Origin of the sequence: Riemerella anatipestifer, assembly GCF_035666175.1 — a bacterium.
GTDB lineage: Bacteria > Bacteroidota > Bacteroidia > Flavobacteriales > Weeksellaceae > Riemerella > Riemerella anatipestifer_D.
Genome location: NZ_CP142016.1, coordinates 2,459,149 through 2,482,603 on the forward strand (window position 1 = coordinate 2,459,149; position 23,455 = coordinate 2,482,603).

18 protein-coding genes are annotated in these 23,455 nt (G+C 33.6%); 14 read left to right on the top strand and 4 right to left on the bottom strand.

The window, feature by feature from the left end:
* The 14 genes from VIX88_RS12270 (at nucleotide 1) to VIX88_RS12335 (ending at nucleotide 13,351) form a co-directional block, all read left to right on the top strand.
* Complete coding sequence (locus VIX88_RS12270; RefSeq protein ID WP_081276889.1) at nucleotides 1-3,432, top strand: DEAD/DEAH box helicase; 3,432 nt, start codon at nucleotides 1-3, stop codon at nucleotides 3,430-3,432.
* Entirely contained in the window at nucleotides 3,410-3,991 is a 582-nt protein-coding gene (locus VIX88_RS12275; protein ID WP_064969380.1) for a hypothetical protein, read from the top strand. Before VIX88_RS12270 ends, VIX88_RS12275 begins: the two co-directional genes overlap by 23 nt.
* A gap of 342 nt (nucleotides 3,992-4,333) precedes the next feature.
* A complete protein-coding gene (locus tag VIX88_RS12280) occupies nucleotides 4,334-4,834 on the top strand; it encodes a GNAT family N-acetyltransferase (RefSeq protein ID WP_214193913.1) in 501 nt (166 codons plus the stop codon).
* A 264-nt stretch (nucleotides 4,835-5,098) separates the two neighbouring features.
* Nucleotides 5,099-5,353, top strand: coding sequence for a type II toxin-antitoxin system Phd/YefM family antitoxin (locus VIX88_RS12285; protein WP_004917649.1), 255 nt, complete (start codon nucleotides 5,099-5,101; stop codon nucleotides 5,351-5,353).
* Complete coding sequence (locus tag VIX88_RS12290; protein ID WP_004917651.1) at nucleotides 5,353-5,610, top strand: Txe/YoeB family addiction module toxin; 258 nt, start codon at nucleotides 5,353-5,355, stop codon at nucleotides 5,608-5,610. The genes VIX88_RS12285 and VIX88_RS12290 overlap by 1 nt, the downstream gene beginning before the upstream one ends.
* A gap of 488 nt (nucleotides 5,611-6,098) precedes the next feature.
* Nucleotides 6,099-6,524 carry a hypothetical protein gene (locus VIX88_RS12295; protein ID WP_064969382.1) on the top strand — a complete coding sequence of 142 codons (426 nt, stop codon included), beginning with the start codon at nucleotides 6,099-6,101 and terminating at the stop codon, nucleotides 6,522-6,524.
* A gap of 418 nt (nucleotides 6,525-6,942) precedes the next feature.
* Nucleotides 6,943-7,581 carry a hypothetical protein gene (locus VIX88_RS12300; RefSeq protein ID WP_127919959.1) on the top strand — a complete coding sequence of 213 codons (639 nt, stop codon included), beginning with the start codon at nucleotides 6,943-6,945 and terminating at the stop codon, nucleotides 7,579-7,581.
* A gap of 232 nt (nucleotides 7,582-7,813) precedes the next feature.
* Nucleotides 7,814-8,494: a hypothetical protein gene (locus VIX88_RS12305; protein WP_127919961.1), complete on the top strand. Its 681-nt coding sequence runs from the start codon at nucleotides 7,814-7,816 to the stop codon at nucleotides 8,492-8,494.
* 194 nt (nucleotides 8,495-8,688) lie between these two features.
* On the top strand, nucleotides 8,689-9,228 hold the full coding sequence (locus VIX88_RS12310; protein WP_064969386.1) for a hypothetical protein: 540 nt from the start codon (nucleotides 8,689-8,691) through the stop codon (nucleotides 9,226-9,228).
* Between the two features lie 209 nt (nucleotides 9,229-9,437).
* A complete protein-coding gene (locus VIX88_RS12315) occupies nucleotides 9,438-10,316 on the top strand; it encodes an IS982-like element ISRa1 family transposase (protein WP_127919822.1) in 879 nt (292 codons plus the stop codon).
* Between the two features lie 74 nt (nucleotides 10,317-10,390).
* On the top strand, nucleotides 10,391-11,059 hold the full coding sequence (locus VIX88_RS12320) for a hypothetical protein (protein ID WP_154212804.1): 669 nt from the start codon (nucleotides 10,391-10,393) through the stop codon (nucleotides 11,057-11,059).
* A 169-nt stretch (nucleotides 11,060-11,228) separates the two neighbouring features.
* Nucleotides 11,229-11,882 carry a DUF262 domain-containing protein gene (locus tag VIX88_RS12325; RefSeq protein WP_153929474.1) on the top strand — a complete coding sequence of 218 codons (654 nt, stop codon included), beginning with the start codon at nucleotides 11,229-11,231 and terminating at the stop codon, nucleotides 11,880-11,882.
* Nucleotides 11,883-11,910: 28 nt separating this feature from the next.
* Nucleotides 11,911-12,387, top strand: coding sequence for a hypothetical protein (locus VIX88_RS12330; protein ID WP_154212805.1), 477 nt, complete (start codon nucleotides 11,911-11,913; stop codon nucleotides 12,385-12,387).
* An 85-nt stretch (nucleotides 12,388-12,472) separates the two neighbouring features.
* Nucleotides 12,473-13,351 (top strand): IS982-like element ISRa1 family transposase, encoded by an 879-nt coding sequence (locus VIX88_RS12335; protein WP_127919822.1) that lies wholly within the window; start codon nucleotides 12,473-12,475, stop codon nucleotides 13,349-13,351.
* A 16-nt stretch (nucleotides 13,352-13,367) separates the two neighbouring features.
* Here the strand turns inward: VIX88_RS12335 and VIX88_RS12340 are convergent, their stop codons facing one another.
* The 4 genes from VIX88_RS12340 to VIX88_RS12355 all read right to left on the bottom strand — a co-directional run bounded on the left by VIX88_RS12340 (nucleotide 13,368) and on the right by VIX88_RS12355 (nucleotide 23,358).
* A complete protein-coding gene (locus tag VIX88_RS12340; protein ID WP_214193916.1) occupies nucleotides 13,368-16,607 on the bottom strand; it encodes a S41 family peptidase in 3,240 nt (1,079 codons plus the stop codon).
* A gap of 171 nt (nucleotides 16,608-16,778) precedes the next feature.
* Nucleotides 16,779-18,926 carry a glycoside hydrolase family 97 protein gene (locus tag VIX88_RS12345; protein WP_222535110.1) on the bottom strand — a complete coding sequence of 716 codons (2,148 nt, stop codon included), beginning with the start codon at nucleotides 18,924-18,926 and terminating at the stop codon, nucleotides 16,779-16,781.
* A gap of 83 nt (nucleotides 18,927-19,009) precedes the next feature.
* The gene (locus VIX88_RS12350; protein ID WP_064971079.1) at nucleotides 19,010-20,602 is read right to left on the bottom strand and encodes a RagB/SusD family nutrient uptake outer membrane protein; all 1,593 of its coding nucleotides are present in this window, start codon (nucleotides 20,600-20,602) and stop codon (nucleotides 19,010-19,012) included.
* A 32-nt stretch (nucleotides 20,603-20,634) separates the two neighbouring features.
* On the bottom strand, nucleotides 20,635-23,358 hold the full coding sequence (locus VIX88_RS12355; protein WP_004918055.1) for a SusC/RagA family TonB-linked outer membrane protein: 2,724 nt from the start codon (nucleotides 23,356-23,358) through the stop codon (nucleotides 20,635-20,637).
* Nucleotides 23,359-23,455 lie beyond the last annotated feature (97 nt).

Consider the following 23,455-nt stretch of genomic DNA (forward strand, 5'->3'; position numbering starts at 1 on the left):
ATGAAAAAATACACGGCAAACTACACATATACTAATCCGAATTTTGTAATTCAAAACCTTGTAACAAATCAGACAAATGCTGAGTTGTTACAGACTTTATATGTCGTAAAGAATATTTTACAACGTGGTTTCCCAACAACTCTTTCAAAATATCTACAATCGCAATTAGGCGAAATTCATAAACTTGACAACTTTGAAGAACGTTTTTTGTTTGCCACAAACCAGACACCAATTTGGAACGACACAATAAAAGGAGATAAAGACAATAATCATTATCCAGCAAAGGACTTTTTTGAACGAATAATTCCTAATGAATTTGGCGATTTTTCTTTTATTCAGTCTTTGCTTATTCCCGAAATTGAAATCAACGAGATAACAGGTGAAGATGACAAAAATTTCATCAATCAACAAGTAGATTTTTATTTACCACAAGCAAAACTCGTAATTGAAATTGACGGACAGCAGCACAAGATTGATGAAGTTACAAGAGTTTCGGATAACACAAGAGATAACTATTTAGCAAGCAAAGGAATTACGACTATAAGAATTACTACAAGAGAATTGCAAAACGGAACTTATACGGAAAAAGTTGAAACGATTTTAAAATATCTTGAACGTTACGATAAACTTCTGGATTTCTATAAAAACGCTTGTAGAAAAATAGAAGAAAATAGGCTGAGAGAAGAAGAAATTAAAACGAAATTATTGCCTACGGCAATAATCCGTTTTCAAATTTTACTCATTGAGTTGCTTACTCATAAGTATTTAACATTTGACGAAGATTGGAATTTCAATATTTTAGCTCATGAAGATTTACCCGATTTTGCTGAATTGGCAATAAAAGATCTAATCATTTGGATTGATAAACTTTGGCAACTTAAAAACAAACAAGAACTCAAAAAGCCAAATTTCAACATTGCAATAACGAATGATAAAACAAAATTTCAGCCAATAACCCAAGCCATAAATATTGACTTTTCGCTATTCAAACGCTATACGGACGAAAATAAAATCAACGAAGATGTGATTTTTGTCCGTACAGATTATTTTGACATTGTAAAAGACAAAAATTATTTCAGAGTTAGCACAACCGAACTAATCAACTACAATATAACAGACGAAGACAAAACAATTTTAGAGTTTTTTCTTGATAACATTTTTGACAAACCAAGCTTTAGAGAAGGACAATTTCCTATCATTTCAAACGCATTAAACAGAAAAGATACAATCGGACTTTTGCCAACAGGTGGCGGAAAATCTTTGTGCTATCAACTTCCGTGTTTATTACAACCAAGTATAAACTTTGTAGTTTGTCCAATCAAATCGCTGATGTATGACCAAAACGATAATTTGGTTAAAACACTTGTAACAAATGTAAGTTTCATTACAAGCGATTTGGAGAAGGACGAAAGACGAGAAATAGAAACCAATTTTGAACAAGGGCGATATTTATTTGTTTGGATTTCGCCTGAAAAATTTCAAATTCCAAGTTTCAGAGAAAAAATAAATGCCCTTGTCGCTAATTTTTCTATCGCTTACGCAGTTGTGGACGAAGTGCATTGCCTTTCAGAATGGGGGCACGATTTCAGAACTTCGTATCTGAATTTAGCCAAAACCATTGACAAATTAAGTCCGAAAGATGAAAACGGAGAAGGCAAAATCAAATTTATTGGTTTAACGGCAACGGCTTCCGTTAATGTTTTGAAAGACATTAAAATTGAGTTTTCAAGACAGAAACAGCGTTTGGAAGATGAAAATATAAAATCACTTTTGGATTACAGCCGAAAAGAATTACAATTTGAAGTGATTAATGATAAGGGAAATAAAAGGCAACAGTTACAAAACCTTATTGAAGAACTTAAAAACACAGAAAATTTTATTGAAACAACCGAAAAAGCAGGTTTAGTTTTTACGCCAAATGTAAACGGTGCTTATGGTTGCTATCAAGTTTCAAACATATTAAACACGCTTTACCAAAATAAAGTTAGTTGGTTTTCGGGCGATATTCCCAAACGAGATGTTTACGATGAAAAAGCAGGAAAAAAAATAAGAACAGAACCTATAATGAACCGTGACGAGTTCAATAAACACAAACAGAAAGTTCAAAAAGATTTCAAAGAAAACAAGTATCAACTTTTAGTTGCTACAAAAGCCTTTGGAATGGGTATTGACAAGCAAAATATTTTTTATACTTTTCATTATGGTTTGCCAAGTTCTGTAGAAGCACTATACCAAGAAGCAGGAAGAGCAGGTCGTTGGGATAAGCGAAAAAAAGAAAACAAAAATAAAATAGGGAAATGTTATGTTTTACATTCGCCCGAAACACACGACCAAGAGAGAGTTGAACGACTTTTCCATAAAGATACAACTTTTTCAGAAATGAAAGCAATCAGCGATGAAGTTGGTTTTGGTGGTAGAGATATTTTCAAGCAAGTTTTTCTTTTCGTTCAAGGACAAAACGATATCGAAAAAGATTTTGAAATTATTTTAGGTATAATCAAAAATTATTTCAAAGAAAAATCAAAAGTCAGAATTTTTTGGAATGATGCATATTCAAAACTCAAAATAAAAAGTGATGTTTTGCAAAAGGCGATTTATCGTTTGAGTTTATTAGGTATAATTTCCGATTGGACGACCAATTTCATTGACCATTTTGAAGTTCAATTTAAGTCGCTTAATGAAAATCATATTATCAAAAATATTTCCGACTACATTACAAAATATGAACCCAACACCGATGTAAAAAAAGATTTACAAAATGTTCCTCAAAACTCCGTTTTAGAAAAAGCAGTTTGGTATTTACTGAATTGGACTTTTGAAAATATTGCATACAGCCGAAAACAATCACTTAAAACGCTTTCCGATTGGTGTTCGGAATTTGAAAATAGTGAAAGTTTTAAGCGACGCATTGACAGTTATTTCATTTTTTCAGAAACGACTTTTGTTTTTCAACACATTGCAGAAAATCAAAAGGATTACGAACGATGGTTTGAAGTTTTGACATCTAACAATCAATTTCCAAACAAAACGGAATTTGAAAAACTAAAAGACAGCATTAGCCGATTTTTGGAAAGTTACCGCAATAGTGTTGGACTAAATTTTGTGAGCGGTTTTGTGCGTTTAGCATTGGATGAATATGAAGATAGTGACGGAAAAGAACGCTTTGAAAGTACTTTATCAAATGTTAAAGAAACCTTTACCCAAGAACAACAAGAAGACTTTTTGAACCGCTTAAAAGTTTTAGGAAAGCATTTGACCGAAGAACAAAAAATGGAATTGAGCCAATCCATTTCAAGATATTATCCTGAAATGTTGGAAGGACTTGCTGAATACTACGATTTGGCATATTTGCTAAATGATGTTTACGCAGAAAAATTAAAAAAAATGAAAACCCTTAATAGAAAGTTATATGAGCAACTTGCAAAAATTTAATCAAACGCTTGAAAGTTTCAACCAAGAAGTTGAGCAACTCAAAGATGTTTCAGCTGCTTACAAGAAGTTACAGCAACTTATCGAAACTTACAATCAAATCATCAAGACATTTGAAGAAAATAGCAATACGCTTGACAAAATAAATGAATTTCAAAAAGTTCAACAGGAAAAAGTTGTCAAAAGTTTAGCAGAAATTGAAACCGCCAATAAGCAAAATAAAACTGAACTTGCCAAACTTATTGAAGGCAAAACCGACATAATCCGAAAAGAAAACAAGGACTTTTACAAAGATCTTGAAAGCACAATTAAAATTAAACTTGATGATAACAAATCGGAAATCAAAAAACTGATTGAGAACGAGAGAAACCAAATCAAGCAGATTTTTGAAATTGAGTTTATGAAAAACACAAAGGAATTAAGACAAGTTATAGAAAACGAAACCAACAAACAGACACAATTACTTGCCGACAATCAAAAGACAATCAAAATTTCCATTTGGGTTATTGGTGGATTGACTTTAATAATGAGCCTTTTAGCACTAATAAAATTATGGATGTAACGCCTGACAAAAACGCCAGCTGATAACAAGGTATTGCCGCAAGCGGGGCTGGTTTGCATTTCCGAAACTTTTGTCTATCTTTGAAGTATGGTGTTTTAGTTGAAGTTAGGTGCTAATAAGCCCCGCCTTCGGCAATACCTGAGCCGTCCGATGTAGCGAAAGGAGCGAAGCGGATTTCGCTACATCGGCTCGGCGGCTTACACCGCCTGATGAGCTCGTCGCTTCGCGAACTTCGCACATCAAGCGGTTTTGCAAAATTCCCTCACGGAAGCAGAGCTTCCAGAGGAAACTTCGCAAAGCCGCCGAGCCGTTACCTGCAAGTTTATGTAAACAGTTCGTGCTATGATTGAAATTCAAAAATTTAAGAAAGAAAATATTGAAAAATTAATTTCGTGGATTGATAATGCTGAAGATTTGATGCAATTTGCCGGTCCGAAATTTACTTTTCCCCTAACAAAATTACAAATCCTGGAATCTTTAGAAGATAAAAATCGATTTACATTTTCAGTAAAAAATAAAGATGAAATAATTGGACACGCCGAAATTTATTTCAAAGAAAATTCACTTGCTTTAGGACGAATTTTAATCAATAAAGAAAATCGTGGAAAAGGCTATGGAAAATTATTAACCGAAAAACTACTGGATTACGGCTTTGAAAATTCGGAAAAAGAATTTGCCGAATTAAATGTATTCGATTGGAATATACCTGCCATAAAATCTTATGAAAAAGCCGGTTTTATAATTAATCCGAATGAATCAGTACAAAGAGAAATAAATGGGAAAATTTGGACTGCACTAAATATGAGAATTTATAGACAGGAATATAAGAAAACCTGCAGGTAACATAGTATTTGCAAAAGACTGGGTAAAGGTGTCGAATTGAAAAGCAGAAATATTTAGCCGCATATGCTTTTCAATTCAACTATTTTGATTAATTTAGTTTCATTGAAAAAGCATCTGCTACGGTTGGTCGAAATTGAACTATTCGTTCAATTTAGCCCGCCCTTCACAAATACTTATTCCGTTGTCTGCAATAATTTACCAATTATTACGCTGAATCCAATTTTATTAAAAATTTGTACGTATATTTGTACAAAATATTAAATCATGTTTGTAGCAAGTGTATCAGATTTTAGGAAAGACATTAAAAGTTATTTCGACCGAGTGACGAAAAACTTTGAAACCTTAATCATCAATCGAGGAAAGGATTCAGGCATTGTCGTGATGTCTTTAGACGAGTATAATTCTTTAATGGCAACGAATCATGAACTCTCATCAAAGAAAAACGAAATGAGACTTGATACTGCTATTGAAAAACTTAAAAAAGGTTCTTCTTTTCAAAAAGAATTAATTGAAGAGTGATGAAATATGTTTTTGTAGACGAATCTTGGGAGGATTATTTATACTGGCAAAAAATTGATAAGAAGAAACTAAAGAGAATTAATGATCTACTCAAAGACATTTCAAGAAATCCATTTGAGGGCATTGGCAAGCCTGAACCTCTAAAGCATAAATATTCCGGTTTTTGGTCAAGAAGAATTGATGATGAGCATAGACTGATTTATAAATTTGAGGACGACCAAATATTAATAGCAAAGTGCAGATTTCATTATGATTGAGAATTACTGCAGACAACATAGTATTTGCAAAAGGCGGGGGTAAGTGTAGGATTGAAAGTTTGGTAATATTTATCCGCTTCTGCTTTTCCGTATTACTTTTTTTCTTAACTTAGCAATACGGAAAAAGCATCCGCTTCGGTTGGTTGAAATTGAACGAATAGTCCAATTTATTCCGCCCTTCGCAAATACTTTTCCCGATGTGGCGAAAGGAGCGAAGCGGATTTCGCCACATCGGCTCGGCGGCTTACACCGCTTGATGGGCTCGTCGCTTCGCGAACTTCTCACATCAAGCGGCTTTGCAAAATTCCCTCTCTCGGAAGCAGAACTTCCAGAGGAAAGTTCGCAAAGCCGCCGAGCCGTTAGCGGTTATGGTAGGACGACCGCAAACCGAAAGTAAAAACATAAACAGACAATGAACAATGAAATATTATTTACGGAAAGACAAAGATTTAAAAAATGGTGGTTATGGTTAATTCTATTAGGAGTTAATGGACTATTTCTTTAAACAAGTTATCGGTGGACAACAATTTGGTGACAAACCTATGAGCAATGCAGAACTTTTAATTGCGACAGGGCTAACTATTGCTTTTACATTTTTATTTGTAAATCTTCGACTTGACACAACTATTAAAAAAGACGGAATTTATGTTCGTTTCTTTCCATTCCACCTAAAATTCAAATATTACTCTTGGGACAGTTTAACAAAATCATACGTTAGACAATACTCTCCATTAACTGAATATGGTGGTTGGGGCTTAAGCCTTGGACTTTTTGGAAAGGGAACAGCGTTTAATGTTTCGGGAGACAAAGGTTTACAACTTGAATTTTCAAACAATACGAAACTACTTATCGGGACAAACAAACCAGACGAACTGACCGAAACACTTAACAAAATTGAACAAATAAAACAATGACGATAAAAATCACAAACCGCTAACATCGGTTTGGCAATATGGCGGCTGAAGTGCTTCGATGAAACATTTGTGCAAGGTTCAATAGCAGTAATTCTATTGAACTTTTGTGCTAAAATCCGCCACATCGCCAAGCCGAGAACCGTTAGCGGTAATTTTATGACCGACTGTTATCAAAACGAAACAACGAAATATTAAAAAAAATATGATAATATTTTTTATAATTTTATTTATTCCACTTTTAGTCATTTCTTGGTACGGGATTGATTTTTTAGTAAAAAAAATAATGAAATCAAAATATGATAGAAAATATTCAGTGATTTCTTTTGCTATTTCTATTCCTATTTTATTTATAATTTTCGTTTATATTCTTTTGTCATTGGCATTTATGTCAGGAGCAGAATTTAAAGATTAAATTGAAATGAATAAATCACTTACAATATTGACTCTTTTACTTTTGACAATTTTGAGTTGTCAAAATGAAAAAAAAGGAGAACCCAAAAACAAAGAAGCAGTTAAACGAGCACAAACAATTGAAACAGGACAAAAATCACTTCAAATTTCAAAAAACATAAATGAAAAAACCAAAGCCTCTCAAAAGATAAAAAAAGACAGTTTGGATAATGTTTTAATTGGAAAAACAACACAAGAATTACAGAAGTATAAATTTTACACATGTTTAGAAGTAGTTCTTGAAAGTCAAAAATATGCAGTTACGATATATTCTTTAAACGTTGACAATTGTCATAATGGGAAAAATAAAGTAGTTATTGGAAAATTCATAAATTACTATGAGCAAGGAAAAGCAAATTTTGAAATAAAAGATGAACTTATTGTTACAAGTAATTTTCCAAAAAAATGTCATTCTAATATTCGTATAAAATTAATAGAAAATCAGCTTGAAAAAAATTATATAATTGAATATGAAGACAATTCTAAAGAAACACTTACAAAAATTTACAGACTTTGGGAAATAGACTTGAATAATGAAAAGTTTATACAAGTAGAAATACCAGAAAATTTTAAATGTGATAATCTAGGCTATGCAGATGGAATATAAAAACTACCGCCAACAAGGTATTGCCGCAGGCGGGGGTAATTGTTTTTTTAGAAACTTTTGTTTATCTTTGAAGTATGGTATTTCAGTTGGAGTTAGGTGCTGAGAAGCCCCGCCTTCGGCAATACCCGGACCGATGTAGCGAAAGGAGCGAAGCGGATTTCGCTACATCGGCTCGGCGGCTTACACCGCCTGATGAGCTCGTCGCTTCGCGAACTTCGCACATCAAGCGGTTTTGCAAAATTCCCTCTCGGAAGCAGAGCTTCCAGATGAAACTTCGCAAAGCCGCCGAGCCGTTAGCGGATATTTTATGATAGAACCTTGGACAACAGAAGAAACAAATGAATATGACAAGTTATTTAAGACTTGCCAGACTATGGTTGGACAAAAAATCGAACAAATTGTTTTTTACTTGAACGAAGATGACATTGACTTTACAGAACAACCAAATGAATACGGAAAAAGCCTTTTGAATGCAATTGAACTAAAAATTTCCAGCGAGACGTATTGTTTGGGAAACTTGTTCTTTGGTAAAAGTTACAATGGACTAAATATCATAGCTGGGAAAACAACTGATTTTGAAAATGTTGAAGATAAAAAACCTATTTTTTATCCTTCTGAAATAGTGGGACAGCAAATAACTAAGACAGAAATTTATTGGACAAAATCACTTTGGGGAAACTATTTTGTACCACAAGAAATTGAATTTCGGACGACATCACATTTTTTAGTTTGTTCGGCAATTGAAGTGAATGGCGGACAAGTCAATACACCATTGACTGACGAACTACTCATTGTAGAAAACGATTTGTGTTTGAAAAAATTTCAACTTGGAGAGTTCGGTCTTGAGATAAATGACAGATATGTATTCAATAGCTTGGACGAACTTATTGAAAATGAAAAAAACATCAGCTAACATCGGTTTGGCAATAGGGGGGCAGACAGTTGTAAATTCAACATTGGTAATTCTATTTAGCTTTTTTGCTAAGGTTGGGCTGACATTTTCCAAATGCCCCACCATCGCCAAGCGGCAAAACATTAGCTGCAAGTGTAAGAAACGCCCTAAACGAAAGATGTTTGAATTGAAAGGAAAATTATCAATAGACAAATATGACATACGAAGAGTTTACAAATAAATTTAAAAAGACAAACTCGTTTGACAAGTATTGGAATTATTTCATCTCTATTTCAGTAATCGGAGTTGGCCTATATTTTCTTTATCTACTGAATTTCACAGAATGGTATGACCCTAAGAAGGTAACAACAAAAAATATAATGCCAGTTTGGGGCATCTACGTTCTTAGTGGACTTTTAATATTGTTAGGACTTTATGGATTTTGGAGAATTCCAAAAACTTACGAGTTGACATTTATAAAATCTGATTTTTCAATTGATAAAAAAAATCAAATAATAAACAAAATAATTACAGAATTCAAGCTTAACGAACTTGAAAGAGACGAACAGTATCGACACTTTAGATATGTAGGAAGGTTTCGGAATACTTTTGATATTTATATTTTCTATGACACAAATAATTTCTATTTGAATACCCAACAAATAGATTTTGGAAATGACGGTGGTTTCATTGACTTTGGAACATCAAAAAGAGTTACAAAAAAAATTAAAAACAAAATAATTACTTTCCTATAAATCAGAACTGTTACAAGGTGGATAAATATTTAAAAGACAATTGAATGGTGAAAATAACACCAGCAGCTAACATAGTATTTGCAAAAGGCAGAGTTTAGGGAATAATAGAAAATTTAGTAATAACCCGTTGTGCATTATGAAATGAAAAAAACAAGAGTTGTTTATTAGACTGAAAATCAGTATATTGTTTTTGCTATAAAACGGTATAAATGAACAACATAGAGCAAATATATGAAAGAATTTTGGAAGTTTTAGGACTTTTTTCAGAAAATCAACTGATTAGTTATCAGAGAAGAACACCTAAAATGAGCGATTTAGAAGTCATAAGTCTTAATATTACTGCTGAATACTTGAGTATTGATAGCGAATTACAGTTATTTAGAAAATTGCCAAACTCTCTGATAAACAAAATTGAAAGAAGTGTTTACAATAAGCGAAAACGAAGACTATCCCTACAAACAGAGCAAATTAGACAGCGTATTTCGATGGAGTTCAATGAGTTTGAAGATATTTTTATCGTTGATAGCATGCCAATGAAAGTTTGTGAAAACGCTCGTTCTACTCGTTCAAAAATTTGTAAAGAGCAATCCTATTCTTCACCAACATATGGTTATTGTGCTTCACAGAAATTATATTTCTATGGCTATAAACTACACGCAGTATGTTCTTTAAATGGTGTGATTAAGAATTTTGATATAAGCCCTGCATCCGTTCACGACATCCACTATTTAAAAGATATTGGTGAGCAAATGCGAAACTGTACTTTAATTGGAGATAGAGGCTATTTATCAGCAAAAGTTCAAATAGATTTATTTAACTATGCTAATATTAAATTAGATACACCAATGAGAAGTAATCAGAAAGATTATATTCCTCAATTTTCATTGTACAAGAAAAAGCGAAAACGAATTGAGACATTTTTCTCTCAACTTTGCGACCAATTTATGATTAAAAGAAACTATGCTAAAACTTTTGAAGGCTTTAAAACAAGGATAATCAGTAAAATAACCGCCGCAACGGTTATTCAATATATCAATAAATTTATCTTCCAAAGAAAATTAAATCATCTAAAAATCAGTATTATTTAAAATGCACAACGAGTTTAGTAATATTTAATCGCAAAATGCTTTTTCCGTTAGCTGCAAGTTGAACAGACCGCATAATGAAAGAAATTATTTGCCCATATTATTGGGACTGTGGAAAGATATCCGAAACCAAAGAATTAAATGAATACGATTTTAATTTTTTGCAATCAGCAGTCTTGAAAAAAATGATATTTATGTTCATACATTGTCCTAAATGTTCAAGAATGTTTAAGTTTGATACTGTTAAATGGGAAGCAGAGGCTACGCACACAGTTGCCCCAAACATTATTGTTGAAAAAAAGAAAAAAACAACGAAGCAACTAATCTCAATTCTTGATAAAGCGAAAATTGAAATTCCGACAGCCTATTTTGACTATTTAACAGGTAACAACTTTAATTCTGAAATTTCAATCTTTGAAAACGAGGACAATTTCAAACTTTATGACTTAAACGAGCTTTGCGAAAAAATAAACATAGATGGAAAATCTTATTTGATTATAAGACAATTAAAAGGTTTCGTAAGTTCATTGATGGGAATTATAGATGAAACATCGAAAAGTAAGAAGGAACAACAATTTACTCTAACGGAACTTTCAAATTGTTTGACAATTGGATATGAAAACACTAGAATTTTATTCATTGACTACAGAGACAGTAATTCTATTTGGATTTTTCATTCTGATAATGGATACGATTTTGAGAAAACTAATAAAAAATTAAACGAAATAATAAAGAAAAGTAAATAGCCTGTAGCTAACAAGGTATTGCCGCAAGCGGGGGTAATTGTTTTTTTTAGAAACTTTTGTTTATCTTTGAAGTATGGTGTTTTAGTTGAAGTTAGGTGCCAATAAGCCCTGCCTTCGGCAATACCCTAACCGTTATGTGAAAACCCATACCACAGTAATACTAGCTTATATGTCAAACATTTTAACATTTAAACAAGTTTTTGATTCTAAAGTTTTTAGAATACCTGATTATCAGAGGGGATATTCATGGGGAAATGAACAATTAGAACAATTATGGTCAGATTTGAAAAATATTCACTTGCATTTAGGAAATTTTCATTTTACTGGAATTTTAACTATAAATAATTTTCAACAAAAGGATTATGAACGAATTCAGCGAGAGGCACCTGGTTATAATGTTGAAAATGATTTTGTCAAAATTGGAAATAAGTATTTCAAACCTTATCACCTAGTTGATGGACAACAAAGAATTACTACCTTGCTAATCCTTTTGTCTGAATTGATTAAAAAATTAAATGAAAATTATTCTAATGACAAATTAATAAATGATATTATAAATATTTTCTTCAAGGTAAGTGAGAATTCAGTGAATAAATATTTATTTGGATATGACGTTGATGTTCCCTCTCATGAATATCTCATAGGAGTTATTTTCGAAGATAGTCAAATGATTGTGAATGAACCTGAAACATTGTATACACAAAATCTATTAAGGGCTAAAATTTACTTCAAGGATAAAGTAGAGGGGGTATCAGAAGAGGAATGCTTGCAGCTTGTTGAGAAGATTACTAATAAGTTATTATTTTCGGTCCTTAATTATTAGTGAAGGCATCTACAATCTGGATATTTCTATGGTATTTGAAACTTTAAACTTTAGAGGTAAGCAATTAACAGGACTTGAACACTTCAAGAATAGAATCCTATATTTAATATCTAAACTTCATACAACTGAAAAACTAAAAACTCAATGTAGACAGAGGGTTAATAAATCGTGGTTGGATGTATATAAATGGCTAGGGAAAAACAAAGATAATGAGTTAAATGATGATACCTTTTTAAAAGCTTTTTGGTTGCTCTACTTTTCTAATAAAAATATGGTATCCAAAGATTTCAAAGCCTACCAAAAAAATATTTTTACTGAAATTTTTCATTTAGAAGAGACAAATCAAAACATATTTTTAGAGAGAAACGAACTTTATCATTGGCTTAATGAAATGAGTAAATCAGTTAAGTTATGGTTTTTTATAAATAATCCGTATTTTTTTGATGATAAAGATGAAAAATTTGAATATTTATATAATAGAAGAATAACCCGTTGTGCATTATGAAATGAAAAAAACAAGAGTTGTTTATTAGACTGAAAATCAGTATTATTTAAAATGCACAACGAGTTTTTGCTATAAAACGATATAAATGAACAACATAGAGCAAATATATGAAAGAATTTTGGAAGTTTTAGGACTTTTTTCAGAAAATCAACTGATTAGTTATCAGAGAAGAACACCTAAAATGAGCGATTTAGAAGTCATAAGTCTTAATATTACTGCTGAATACTTGAGTATTGATAGCGAATTACAGTTATTTAGAAAATTGCCAAACTCTCTGATAAACAAAATTGAAAGAAGTGTTTACAATAAGCGAAAACGAAGACTATCCCTACAAACAGAGCAAATTAGACAGCGTATTTCGATGGAGTTCAATGAGTTTGAAGATATTTTTATCGTTGATAGCATGCCAATGAAAGTTTGTGAAAATGCTCGTTCTACTCGTTCAAAAATTTGTAAAGAGCAATCCTATTCTTCACCAACATATGGTTATTGTGCTTCACAGAAATTATATTTCTATGGCTATAAACTACACGCAGTATGTTCTTTAAATGGTGTGATTAAGAATTTTGATATAAGCCCTGCATCCGTTCACGACATCCACTATTTAAAAGATATTGGTGAGCAAATGCGAAACTGTACTTTAATTGGAGATAGAGGCTATTTATCAGCAAAAGTTCAAATAGATTTATTTAACTATGCTAATATTAAATTAGATACACCAATGAGAAGTAATCAGAAAGATTATATTCCTCAATTTTCATTGTACAAGAAAAAGCGAAAACGAATTGAGACATTTTTCTCTCAACTTTGCGACCAATTTATGATTAAAAGAAACTATGCTAAAACTTTTGAAGGCTTTAAAACAAGGATAATCAGTAAAATAACCGCCGCAACGGTTATTCAATATATCAATAAATTTATCTTCCAAAGAAAATTAAATCATCTAAAAATCAGTATTATTTAAAATGCACAACGAGTTATTACAAATCTTTCAGTAGTTCTTCTACCGCTCGTTTAAGCTGATTATCCTCGCCTTGATTGGCTTTTTCTTGATCTAAATAAACCTCTACATCTGGCTGAAGCTCAAAGTTTTCTAGATAAGTACCATCTTCTTTTTCATAGCCTACGACAGGAATTCCAAAATTTAATGTTGAATCTTGCAAGGTAACCCAATTAACTGAAGTCATTGTTCCTGGAACTGGTGCTCCTACCAACTTACCCAGTTTTAAGTGCTTATAAACCCACGGCGTACCATGTGCATTAGAATAGTCTGCTTCGTTAATTACCATAATAGAAGGTTTCGTCCAACGGCGGCTAGGCATTACTCCATACTTCTTACCTTGAACTTTCTGAGTAAGGTATTTTTTAGCACTAAAGAAAACCTCTATATCCTCGTGCAAACGCCCACCTCCATTATTTCTAATATCTATTACGACACCTTCTTTATTATTATATTTCCCTAAAACATCAGAATACACCTCACGGAAACTATCATCTCCCATAGAACGAATATGCACATAGCCTAACCTTCCGCCAGACCATTTTTCTACATCTGCGGCTCTTTGCTTAATCCATCTTTGATAAAGGATTTCGTTCCATCTCCACGCATTTATCCCTTTTATTTCTTCGTCCCAGCGTGTTCCATCTTTAGGATTATAAAGAGAAATTAAAATCTTCTTTCCTGCTTTACCTTCCAAATACTGATAATAGTCTACTTTAGATGTAATAGCTTCCCCATCTATCTTTTCAATAATATGCCCTTGCTTAGCTTTAGAACGATAGTTATCAAACGGACTATTCACAGGTATTTCTTCTATCAAAAGCCCATTATCCTGTGGAGTGACAAATACACCTAGCTCCGCCGTAGCCTCTTGACTTAATGACGGAGAACGATACCTAGAACCTGTATGTGATACATTAAGCTCTCCTAAAAGCTCACTAAGCATTTCTGAAAAATCGTAGTTGTTATTGATATACGGAAGATATTTTCGGTATTGCTCTGTGAGTTTTTCCCAATTAACTCCGTGCATATCTTTAACATAAAAACGCTCTTTGAGTTCTCTTTTCACCATATCAAACATAAACTCTCTCTCCTTAGTTAAATCCAACTTCATATCTGCTGAAAAACTAAGGTCTTTTATCTTTTCTGATGGCAATTCTAAAAGTTTAGCTTTTTGTCCACTCAGTAAAAATATTTTCTTACCATCTTTACTTGCATCTAAATAAGCCGACGAACCATTGAGTTTAGACAATAGTTTTGTTGACCTTTCTCTTAAATCGTGTACCCATAAATCAAACCCTTTTTCAAAAGAAGCTAGATAATAGAGTTTCTTTCCGTCCTTACTAATAATGGCATCGCCAAGCTCCGAAGAATTTGGTGTAAGTCTTACCACTCGTTCGGATAGATTCTCCCATTCTATATTGATATCTTTAGATTTTTTATCTTTCTTAGGCGTTTCTTTTTTATCGTCTTTGCCATCTTTAGCATCTTCCGTTTCGGATTTCTTTTCATTCTTTTCAGCCTCAGTTAAAAGTTCGTATTCCTCTTTGTTCATACGGTATTTGTCGTAGGCTTCTCTATTGAGAAACACGATCATTTGGTCGCTCATAGAACCCCAAGAAGCATGATTACGCATTCCGTAGCGTTCAGATTTCCAAATAATAGCATTACCATCTAACGCCCAACGAGGATTGGTATCAAAATAACCAGAGTCTGTAATATTCACAATCTCCTTACCACCTTCTGTACTTATGATACCTATATCAGAATAAGGTACCCTATCCCTCGCAATATACTGTACTACAAGCCATTTCCCATCAGGTGACCACTCGTAATTGATATATCCATTTCTCTCTGTTTGATACTTAGGGTCTGTAATTTTTCTGATTTTTTTAGTTTCAAAATTGTAAATAGCAATATGCGTTCGGTTCTGAACAAAAGCTACCTCTTTACCATCAGGCGAATATTGAGGATACATTTTCTCTGAATTATCACTAGGAATGAGTTTTTCTTCGGTAATTAGAGTTGCATTAGAAAAGTTAGGATCTTCTTTTCTTTGAATACTTGCTTTGTACAAATCCCAATATCCATCTCTATAACTGGCATAAACAAGACTTCTCCCATCTGCTGAAAAACTTACACCTTGCTCTGCAGCTGCCGTTTTAGTGATTTGTTTAGTTGTATTATAGTCGGTAGAATTTACAAAAACTTCTCCTCTGATTACCATTGCTATCTGCTTACCGTCTGGAGAAACCGAAGATGAAGTTGCCCCCGAACTGAATGCCATAAATTTACTCTGCTGATTAGAAACATCACTAATGATATTTACATTTACCTTCTGAGGTTTGCCCATCGGTTTGGATAAATAAATTTCGCCATCATAACTGTAAGCTATATAGCCGTTATTCGCTACAGATAAATAACGTACTGGAAAATCTTTATGAAAAGTAACCTGTTCTATCTTAGAAGGCTGTGCAACAGAAGTTTTAAACACATTAAAATTACCCGCTCTTTCACTAAGGAAATATAAAGTTTTCCCGTCTGAACTCAATACAGGATTTCGGTCTTCTCCCTTCCAATTGATAATTTGAGTGTGCTTTTTAGACTTAAAATCGTATCTCCATATATCTCTCGTAACGGAAGAGGTATGATGTTTACGCCACTGATTTTCGTTGCCTTTAATATTTTCATAATACATCGCCTCTCCGTTGGAAGTCAAGCTAATAGACTTAGTAGAAGAGTTGAAAATTCGCTTTGGCTGTCCTCCATCAATAGAAATTTGATATAACTGTATGGAAGCCGATGGAAAAATAACATTCTGAGGGCTATTTTGGAGATTAGCCGAATAGATAATATTTTTCCCATCTTTAGAGAAAGCTAATGGCAATGCTGCCTGAGAATGGAAGGTAACTTGCTTTGCCTCTCCACCTTGAGAAGGCATAATAAAAATTCGTTGAAACCCATTTTCTCTATCACTACTAAACGCAATAAATTTCCCATCAGGAGACCATACAGGGTCTGAATCGTAAGCTGGATGTGTAGTAAGCCTTACTGCAGAACCACCCTCCGTAGAGACTGCATAAATGTCTCCCATATAGGTAAACGCAATTTTTTTTCCATCAGGAGAAATGGCAATATTTCTCAACCACAAAGGCGAATTGTTCCCAAAAACACTAGTCCAAACCAGTAGCAATAGTAAAGCAAAATTTAACTTTCTCATCGTTTTTTATAATAAATTCTTAGTTAATCAGTAGAAAGTGAACTCTCACTAAAGACCTCATCCCCCAAAAATACAAAAAATATATAAATCGGATTTTCACTCTTAAAATCAGTATAAAAACAAAAGACTGCCTCAAAAAGACAGTCTTTAAAATTGAATAAATCATTAAATTTATTTTACAGGTTTGATAGAAATAGCGTATCCTCCACTTCTTGCCATTTTAACAGGAATTTTAGACTTGCTAGTTACTACCTTTTTGTAAATATGATACGATTGTGGATTATTAACATAATCAGCATCTTTACCATCTTCGTAGATAGTTGCTTCATATTTTCTACCTTTATCAAGGAATGATAAATCTACCACAAAATCTCTAGCATTTTCGTCTGTGATACCACCCACAAACCATTCTTCTTTTCCCTTAGCCTTTCTAGCAGTATGAATGTAATCTCCTGGTTCGGCAGCTAGGATTTTAGTATCGTCCCAATCCACAGCAACATCTTTTATAAACTGAAACGCATCTAAATGTTTCTCGTAGTTTTCTGGTAAATCCGCAGCCATCTGTAAAGGCGAATACATCACAACATAAAGCCCTAACTGTTTTGCTAAAGTAGTTTTAACAAATCTAGTATCGTTAGGGAAATAATAGTTCATTTTAGTTTGGAAAATCCCTGGTGTATAGTCCATTGGACCACCCATAAATCTCGTAAACGGCAATATGGTCTGGTGTTCTGGTGGGTTACCTCCAAAAACTTCGTATTCAGTACCTCTAGCAGCTTCAGCAGCTACCCAGTTAGGATAAGTTCTATTAAGTCCAGAAGGTCTTACAGACTCGTGAGAGTTAACCATAATTTTGTAATTCGCAGCTTTTTCTGCGACACGGTTGTAATGGTTAATCATCCATTGGCTATAATGATGTTCGCCTCTAGGAATAATATTGCCCACATAACCACTTTTAACAGCAGTATATCCGTATTTATTCATTAGTTTAAATGCCTCATCTGCCCACCTTTCGTAGTTAGTTGCTGCTCCCGATGTTTCGTGATGCATCATTAAACGAATTCCTTTTTTATGAGCATAATCGTTAAGCATTTTTATATCAAAATCAGGATATGGCGTAACGAAATCAAAAACAAATTCCTTCGATTTACCAAACCAGTCTTCCCAACCAATGTTCCAACCTTCAATTAACAATGCATCAAAACCGTGTTTAGAGGCAAAGTCTATATAGTTTTTTACCTTTTCGTTATTAGCAGCGTGTTTTCCGTTAGGTGTTAGTTTCGTGAAATCGGTTTCTCCTATTTTTACATTGTCTGCCGTAGAGTACGCCCACTGAGATTTACCTATAATCATTTCCCACCATACGCCCATGTATTTAGTAGGTTTAATCCAAGAAGTATCTTTGTACTTGGTAGGCTCATTAAGATTGAATAACATTTTAGAAGCTAAAACTTCCTCTGCCTTTGGTGATGCAATGATGGTTCTCCAAGGTGTAACCGCAGAAGTTTGAATATAGCCTTTTGCTCCTTGTGCATCAGGCGTAAGATGAATTGTAAATTTGTAATCTTTAGCACTTACATCTAAGTTAGACGCAGGATAATCTATCACAGCAGCTTCTGCCAAGTTAATATAGAGCGGCTTCTTACCTTCTCTTTTAAGCATTAGCGGTGTCTGAACTCCGTTTTTGATAGGACTTTGCGAAACATTGTCTTCCACAGCAGCAGCCCATTTAGCTGGTATTTCGGAAACATTACTCGTCTGATAAACATACTCTTGCGTATCATAATCTCCAGCTAACCACCAAGCCTTCATATCCGTAGGGAAATCAAACTCGGTAAGCTCTTCTTTTATGATAAAATAGTTGAGATTTTCTTGTTGTGGAAATTCATAACGGAAACCTAAACCATCGTTAAAAAGCCTGAATTTAACAACGATATTCTTATTCTGTTCCTTTTGATTTAAAGTAATCGCAAGTTCATTATAATGATTTTTATAGAACTTTTTTTCACCTAGAACAGGTTGCCAGTCTTCATTTTTAGAATCTCTTTTTTCATCTATCTTTACAAAGCCAGAACTCAAGTTTAAGCTCTCTTGATTGCTGATGTCTTTATAGTTATAAGTTGATTTCTTAAAAACTTCAAAACCTAATTTTGACGGCTCTAATACAGGATTACCTTCATAACTAAGGCTATAATACGGAACTCCGTTCTCTAGTTTGAAATTCATTTCAAACTTGCCATCAGGCGATTTTAGGCTCTGTGCAGACAAGACTCCGAAAGAAAGTCCTAAGAATGCTATGGCGATATTTCTTTTCTTCATAACTGATATTTATATATAGTTGAATTAAACGGCAAAAGTGTTGTTTTAGGCAACACTTTTGCTATATTTAGGTTATAATTATACTAGTAACCAGGGTTCTGAACCAAGTTAGGGTTAGCTATCAAATCTCTTGATGGAATTGGATAGAGGTTTCTAGTGTCACTTACTGCAGTACCATCTTTAACACCTCCTTTCCAAGGCCATAGATAAGCACCAGAAGTAAATTTACCGAAACGAATTAAATCGGTTCTTCTTGTACCTTCCCAAGCTAACTCTCTAGCTCTTTCGTCTAAGATGAAGTCTAAAGTTAATTGTGATGCAGTAATATTTCCATTAGTATTGCCATAGGCTCTTTCTCTAATTTTATTTACATAAGTAAGAGCTTTGCTAAGGTCTCCAGAACCTCCTCTCAATACTGCTTCTGCATACATAAGATAAGCATCTGCTAAACGGAATAGAGGGAAATCTGTATCTGTAAAAGTTCCTGAAACATCAGAACCTGCTTTACCTGCTCTATCTATATTTTTAAACTTAATGAACGCATAACCATCTGTAAATGAAGCTATATCGTTAATTTCATAATTCTGCCCATTGGTAAAAAATCTACCTCTTTTGTCTATATCTCCTAAAGCATTCGGGAATTTTTCTACTAAATTTTTAGTAGCTCTAAGTCCTCCCCAACCACCGTTGATACCAAAATTAGAAGCCGTCATCTTTCCTCCTACAGCAGCATGAATAAGATATGTTGTACCTCCATAAGTACGAGAGCTAATACCATCGTAATTGATAGAAAATACTACCTCATTATTATCCAAATGATTATCTGCTAAGAAAAGTTCCTCGTAATTTCCTTTTAAGCTATACCCTGCCGTTGCTACCTTTTCTGCATAATCAGCTGCTTCTGTATATCTTTTTTCTCCTGTATAAACTTCTGCATTAAGGTAAAGTTTAGCAAGCAGCATCCATACAGCAGCTCTATCTGCTCTCCCGTATTCGTTAGCTCTTGGCGCTTTTAATAATCCTTCTAAGTCTTTTAATTCTTTTTCTACATATTGGAATAAAGCTTTCCTTTCTATTCTCGCAGGAGGCGTTAAACCTATTTCTGTATTTTCATTTACAAAAGGAATATTACCAAATAAATCTACGGCGTGTGCATAACTCAGTGCTCTTAAAAAACGAGCTTCATTTCTGAAAAGTCTAGCTTCTTCAGCCTGAACTCCTGTAATACCACGAGACGATAGTTTATCGTCAGACATTTCTCTAATAAATTCACTGGTAAGTGTTACTTGATACATAATACGATAATACATTGCTGTAACAAACTGGTTATCAGAACCCCAAATCATAGTATTCATTTCTGGTAAATTGGGATCTCTCCATGCTATCACCGCTTCGTCAGTAGGTAACTCTTGTAGTTGGAAATACTGTCTTAAATAGTTAGACATACCACTATTGATACCTTTAATATCTGCCTTACCATCACCACCTTCTTGTCCACTTATTGCTAACCCAGCATAACATTTCGCTAAGACATTTTTGTAATTGGCAAAATCTGAGTAAACGCTTACAGAGGTAACATCACTACTATGCACTTGATCCAAATCTCTTTCACACGAAGTAAGAGAGAAATTAAATGCTAAAGCAGCTATTCCTATTTTTAAATATTTTAAGTTCATTATTTTAAATTTTTAACTTGTATAACTTTTAATTAAAACTGAAGGTTGAAACCTAATGAATACACACGAGGTCTTTGGTAGAAATTGTTATCAATACCATTGAAAACCTCTGGGTCTACCCCGCTATACTTGGTAATCACAAAAACATTGTTTACAGAGGCATTCACTCTCAGTCTTGCATTTCCTATAAACTGAGGGAAATTATAGCCTATATTGATATTATCCATTCTTAAGAATGAAGCATCTTCTACATAATAATCTGAAAAATATTGAGATGTCGTAAACCCTGTATTAAGATAGTCTCTTGTAAGATTTTGAAGATAGCCGTTAGTTCCTATGTTTTGTAGATTTCCGTATCTAGCATTGGCATTATTGTAAACATAGTTACCTAAACTAGCTCTAAGTGCAAATCCCATATCCCAATTTTTATAGGTCATTCTAGATGTAAATGCAAATAGAGCTTTTGGCATAGACGATTGGTATTCATACAAATCTTGCTCGTTTATAATGCCATCTCCGTTTCTATCTACATAATCGCCTTCTATTGGTCTTCCACTAGCATCATATTTCTGCTGATAAACATAGAAAGAATTTGGTTTATAACCTACAGAATGTGTTTGTATCAAACCACCTGTAATGCCTGATATACCACCTACAAGCACTCTTTGACCAGCTCCTTCATTAGCTGCTAAATTGGTAATTTTAGCATCTTGGAATGTTGCATTAGCAGAAATATCCCAAGAGAAATTTTCGTTTTGAATAGCCTTCCACAATGCACCAATTTCAAGCCCTTTAGATTCCATATTTCCTATGTTTGATAAAAGTAAATTGGTAAAGTTAGCACCTCCTGGGGTTGGAGCCTCACTTAGTAAATCTACTGTATATCTCTTGTAAGCATCTACATTAAATAGTAATCTATCTTTCAAAACACCAAAGTCTAATCCTATATTGGTAGTTCTTGTAGTTTCCCATCTAATGTTTGGGTCATAGCCTTCTGGACGATAAAGAGTGTAAGGTACACCTCCAAAAAGATAATTAGCTCCAGAGTTAGAGATACTATATACTGCCAAATAAGGATAATCGCCTGAAATATCCTGTTGACCTGTTACCCCCCAACCTCCTCTCAGTTTAAAAGTAGAGATTGTAGTGTTACCTTTAAGGAAGTTCTCTTGATCAATTCTCCAAGCTAATGATACGGATGGAAAATAGCCCCATCTATTATTACTATTAAACCTAGAAGAACCATCTCTACGCACAGAAGCCGTTAGTAAGTATCTATTTTTAAATGTATAATTTAATCTAGTATAGTAAGAAAGTAATAAGTTTTGCGTAAAGAAATCTACACCACTCGCAGGGTCTTTAGTTCCATCTCCGTAGATTGTAGGTGCAAAAGGTTTAGTTTCATTCCATTTTTGGTAAGAATACCCCGCCATTACATCAATATCAGAGTCTATAGAAGGTAGTTTTTTGGAATAATTTAAATAAAATTCTAAAAGCCTATTTTTCTTTTCCTGTTCATAGTTTCTGTTCGTTCCTTTTTGGAAGTATGATGATGCTAATGTAGGTAAAGTAGTAACTGTTCCGTTAGAGTTAGATAGGTCTAGACCTAAATTTAAGTTAGCTCTGAGCTCTGGTAAGAAATGAAATTTATAGTCAAACTGAACATTCCCCAAGAGTCTTTTTACATAAGAAACATCTCTCCTTTGATAGAGCATAGAAAGAGGGTTTCTCGTTGCATTTTGGTTAGGTATTCCATTGTCCATCCATTCCCAATAACCGCCCATCGCCTGATTAGAAGCATCATAAATGTTTTGTGTTGGATCAAACGCAATAGCCGCATTGATGGCCTCTCCATCAGTAAACCTATTTTCTACATAAGTCCCTTTTAAGTTAAAATTAATATCCAAATGATTATTAAATAATTTTGGATTTAAGTTTAAACCTGCGGTGCTTCTTTCTATATTATTAGTTCTAATAATACCATCTTGGTTAAGGTATCCTAAAGATAGTCTAAATGGCACTTTACCAATCCCTCCAGATAACGTTAAATTATTATCAAAGCCTGTCGCTAATTGATAAAAAGCTTCTTGCCAGTTGGTATTTGCATTACCTAATTTAGAAATATAATCCGCCGATGCTTTATCCTTTACTAAAGTTCTGAATTCGTTAGCATCCATCATATTCACCGTTCCAAATCTTTGAGAAACAGATGTTGTGGAATTATAGCCTACTCTAAGTTTTCCTCTAGTTCCTTTCTTAGTGGTAATGATGATAACCCCATTAGAAGCTCTATTACCATAGATAGCTGCTGCAGAAGCGTCTTTAAGAATGTTAAAAGACTCTATATCATTAGGGTTAATAAGGGCTAGTGGATTAGCCGCTCCATCAATACCTTTGGTATCTAATGGCATTCCGTCTATAACGATAAGTGGGTCATTAGATGCATTAAGAGACGCTCCACTTCTTACTCTAATTGTAGAGCCACTACCAGGAGCACCGCCATTAGTTGTAATCTGTACACCTGCCGCTTTACCTTGAATAAGCTGTTCTGGAGAAGATAACATACCATCATTAAAATCTTTAGAAGAAATAGATGTTACAGACCCTGTAAGATCTGATTTTTTCTTCTTTCCGTAACCTATAAGCACTACCTCATCTATACTTTTGGTTTTGGCAGAATCTACCTTTTGTGCTTGTAGCATTGCCCCTGCCAACAGAAAAGCGGGTGCAACCTTTAGTACTGAATAGTTTTTCATTGTATTTTATTAAAAATCAATATTATAAAAAAATTAACATTTACCCGTTGTGCATTATGAAATGAAAAAAACAAGAGTTGTTTATTAGACTGAAAAT

Excerpts from the sequence above, each read along its gene's own strand:
- VIX88_RS12270 (WP_081276889.1), top strand. The coding sequence starts at position 1 with ATGAAAAAATACACGGCAAACTACACATATACTAATCCGAATTTTGTA.
- VIX88_RS12275 (WP_064969380.1), top strand. The coding sequence starts at position 3,410 with ATGAGCAACTTGCAAAAATTTAATCAAACGCTTGAAAGTTTCAACCAA.
- VIX88_RS12280 (WP_214193913.1), top strand. The coding sequence starts at position 4,334 with ATGATTGAAATTCAAAAATTTAAGAAAGAAAATATTGAAAAATTAATT.
- VIX88_RS12285 (WP_004917649.1), top strand. The coding sequence starts at position 5,099 with ATGTTTGTAGCAAGTGTATCAGATTTTAGGAAAGACATTAAAAGTTAT.
- VIX88_RS12290 (WP_004917651.1), top strand. The coding sequence starts at position 5,353 with ATGAAATATGTTTTTGTAGACGAATCTTGGGAGGATTATTTATACTGG.
- VIX88_RS12295 (WP_064969382.1), top strand. The coding sequence starts at position 6,099 with ATGGACTATTTCTTTAAACAAGTTATCGGTGGACAACAATTTGGTGAC.
- VIX88_RS12300 (WP_127919959.1), top strand. The coding sequence starts at position 6,943 with ATGAATAAATCACTTACAATATTGACTCTTTTACTTTTGACAATTTTG.
- VIX88_RS12310 (WP_064969386.1), top strand. The coding sequence starts at position 8,689 with ATGACATACGAAGAGTTTACAAATAAATTTAAAAAGACAAACTCGTTT.
- VIX88_RS12315 (WP_127919822.1), top strand. The coding sequence starts at position 9,438 with ATGAACAACATAGAGCAAATATATGAAAGAATTTTGGAAGTTTTAGGA.
- VIX88_RS12320 (WP_154212804.1), top strand. The coding sequence starts at position 10,391 with ATGAAAGAAATTATTTGCCCATATTATTGGGACTGTGGAAAGATATCC.
- VIX88_RS12325 (WP_153929474.1), top strand. The coding sequence starts at position 11,229 with ATGTCAAACATTTTAACATTTAAACAAGTTTTTGATTCTAAAGTTTTT.
- VIX88_RS12330 (WP_154212805.1), top strand. The coding sequence starts at position 11,911 with ATGGTATTTGAAACTTTAAACTTTAGAGGTAAGCAATTAACAGGACTT.
- VIX88_RS12335 (WP_127919822.1), top strand. The coding sequence starts at position 12,473 with ATGAACAACATAGAGCAAATATATGAAAGAATTTTGGAAGTTTTAGGA.
- VIX88_RS12340 (WP_214193916.1), bottom strand. The coding sequence starts at position 16,607 with ATGAGAAAGTTAAATTTTGCTTTACTATTGCTACTGGTTTGGACTAGT.
- VIX88_RS12345 (WP_222535110.1), bottom strand. The coding sequence starts at position 18,926 with ATGAAGAAAAGAAATATCGCCATAGCATTCTTAGGACTTTCTTTCGGA.
- VIX88_RS12350 (WP_064971079.1), bottom strand. The coding sequence starts at position 20,602 with ATGAACTTAAAATATTTAAAAATAGGAATAGCTGCTTTAGCATTTAAT.
- VIX88_RS12355 (WP_004918055.1), bottom strand. The coding sequence starts at position 23,358 with ATGAAAAACTATTCAGTACTAAAGGTTGCACCCGCTTTTCTGTTGGCA.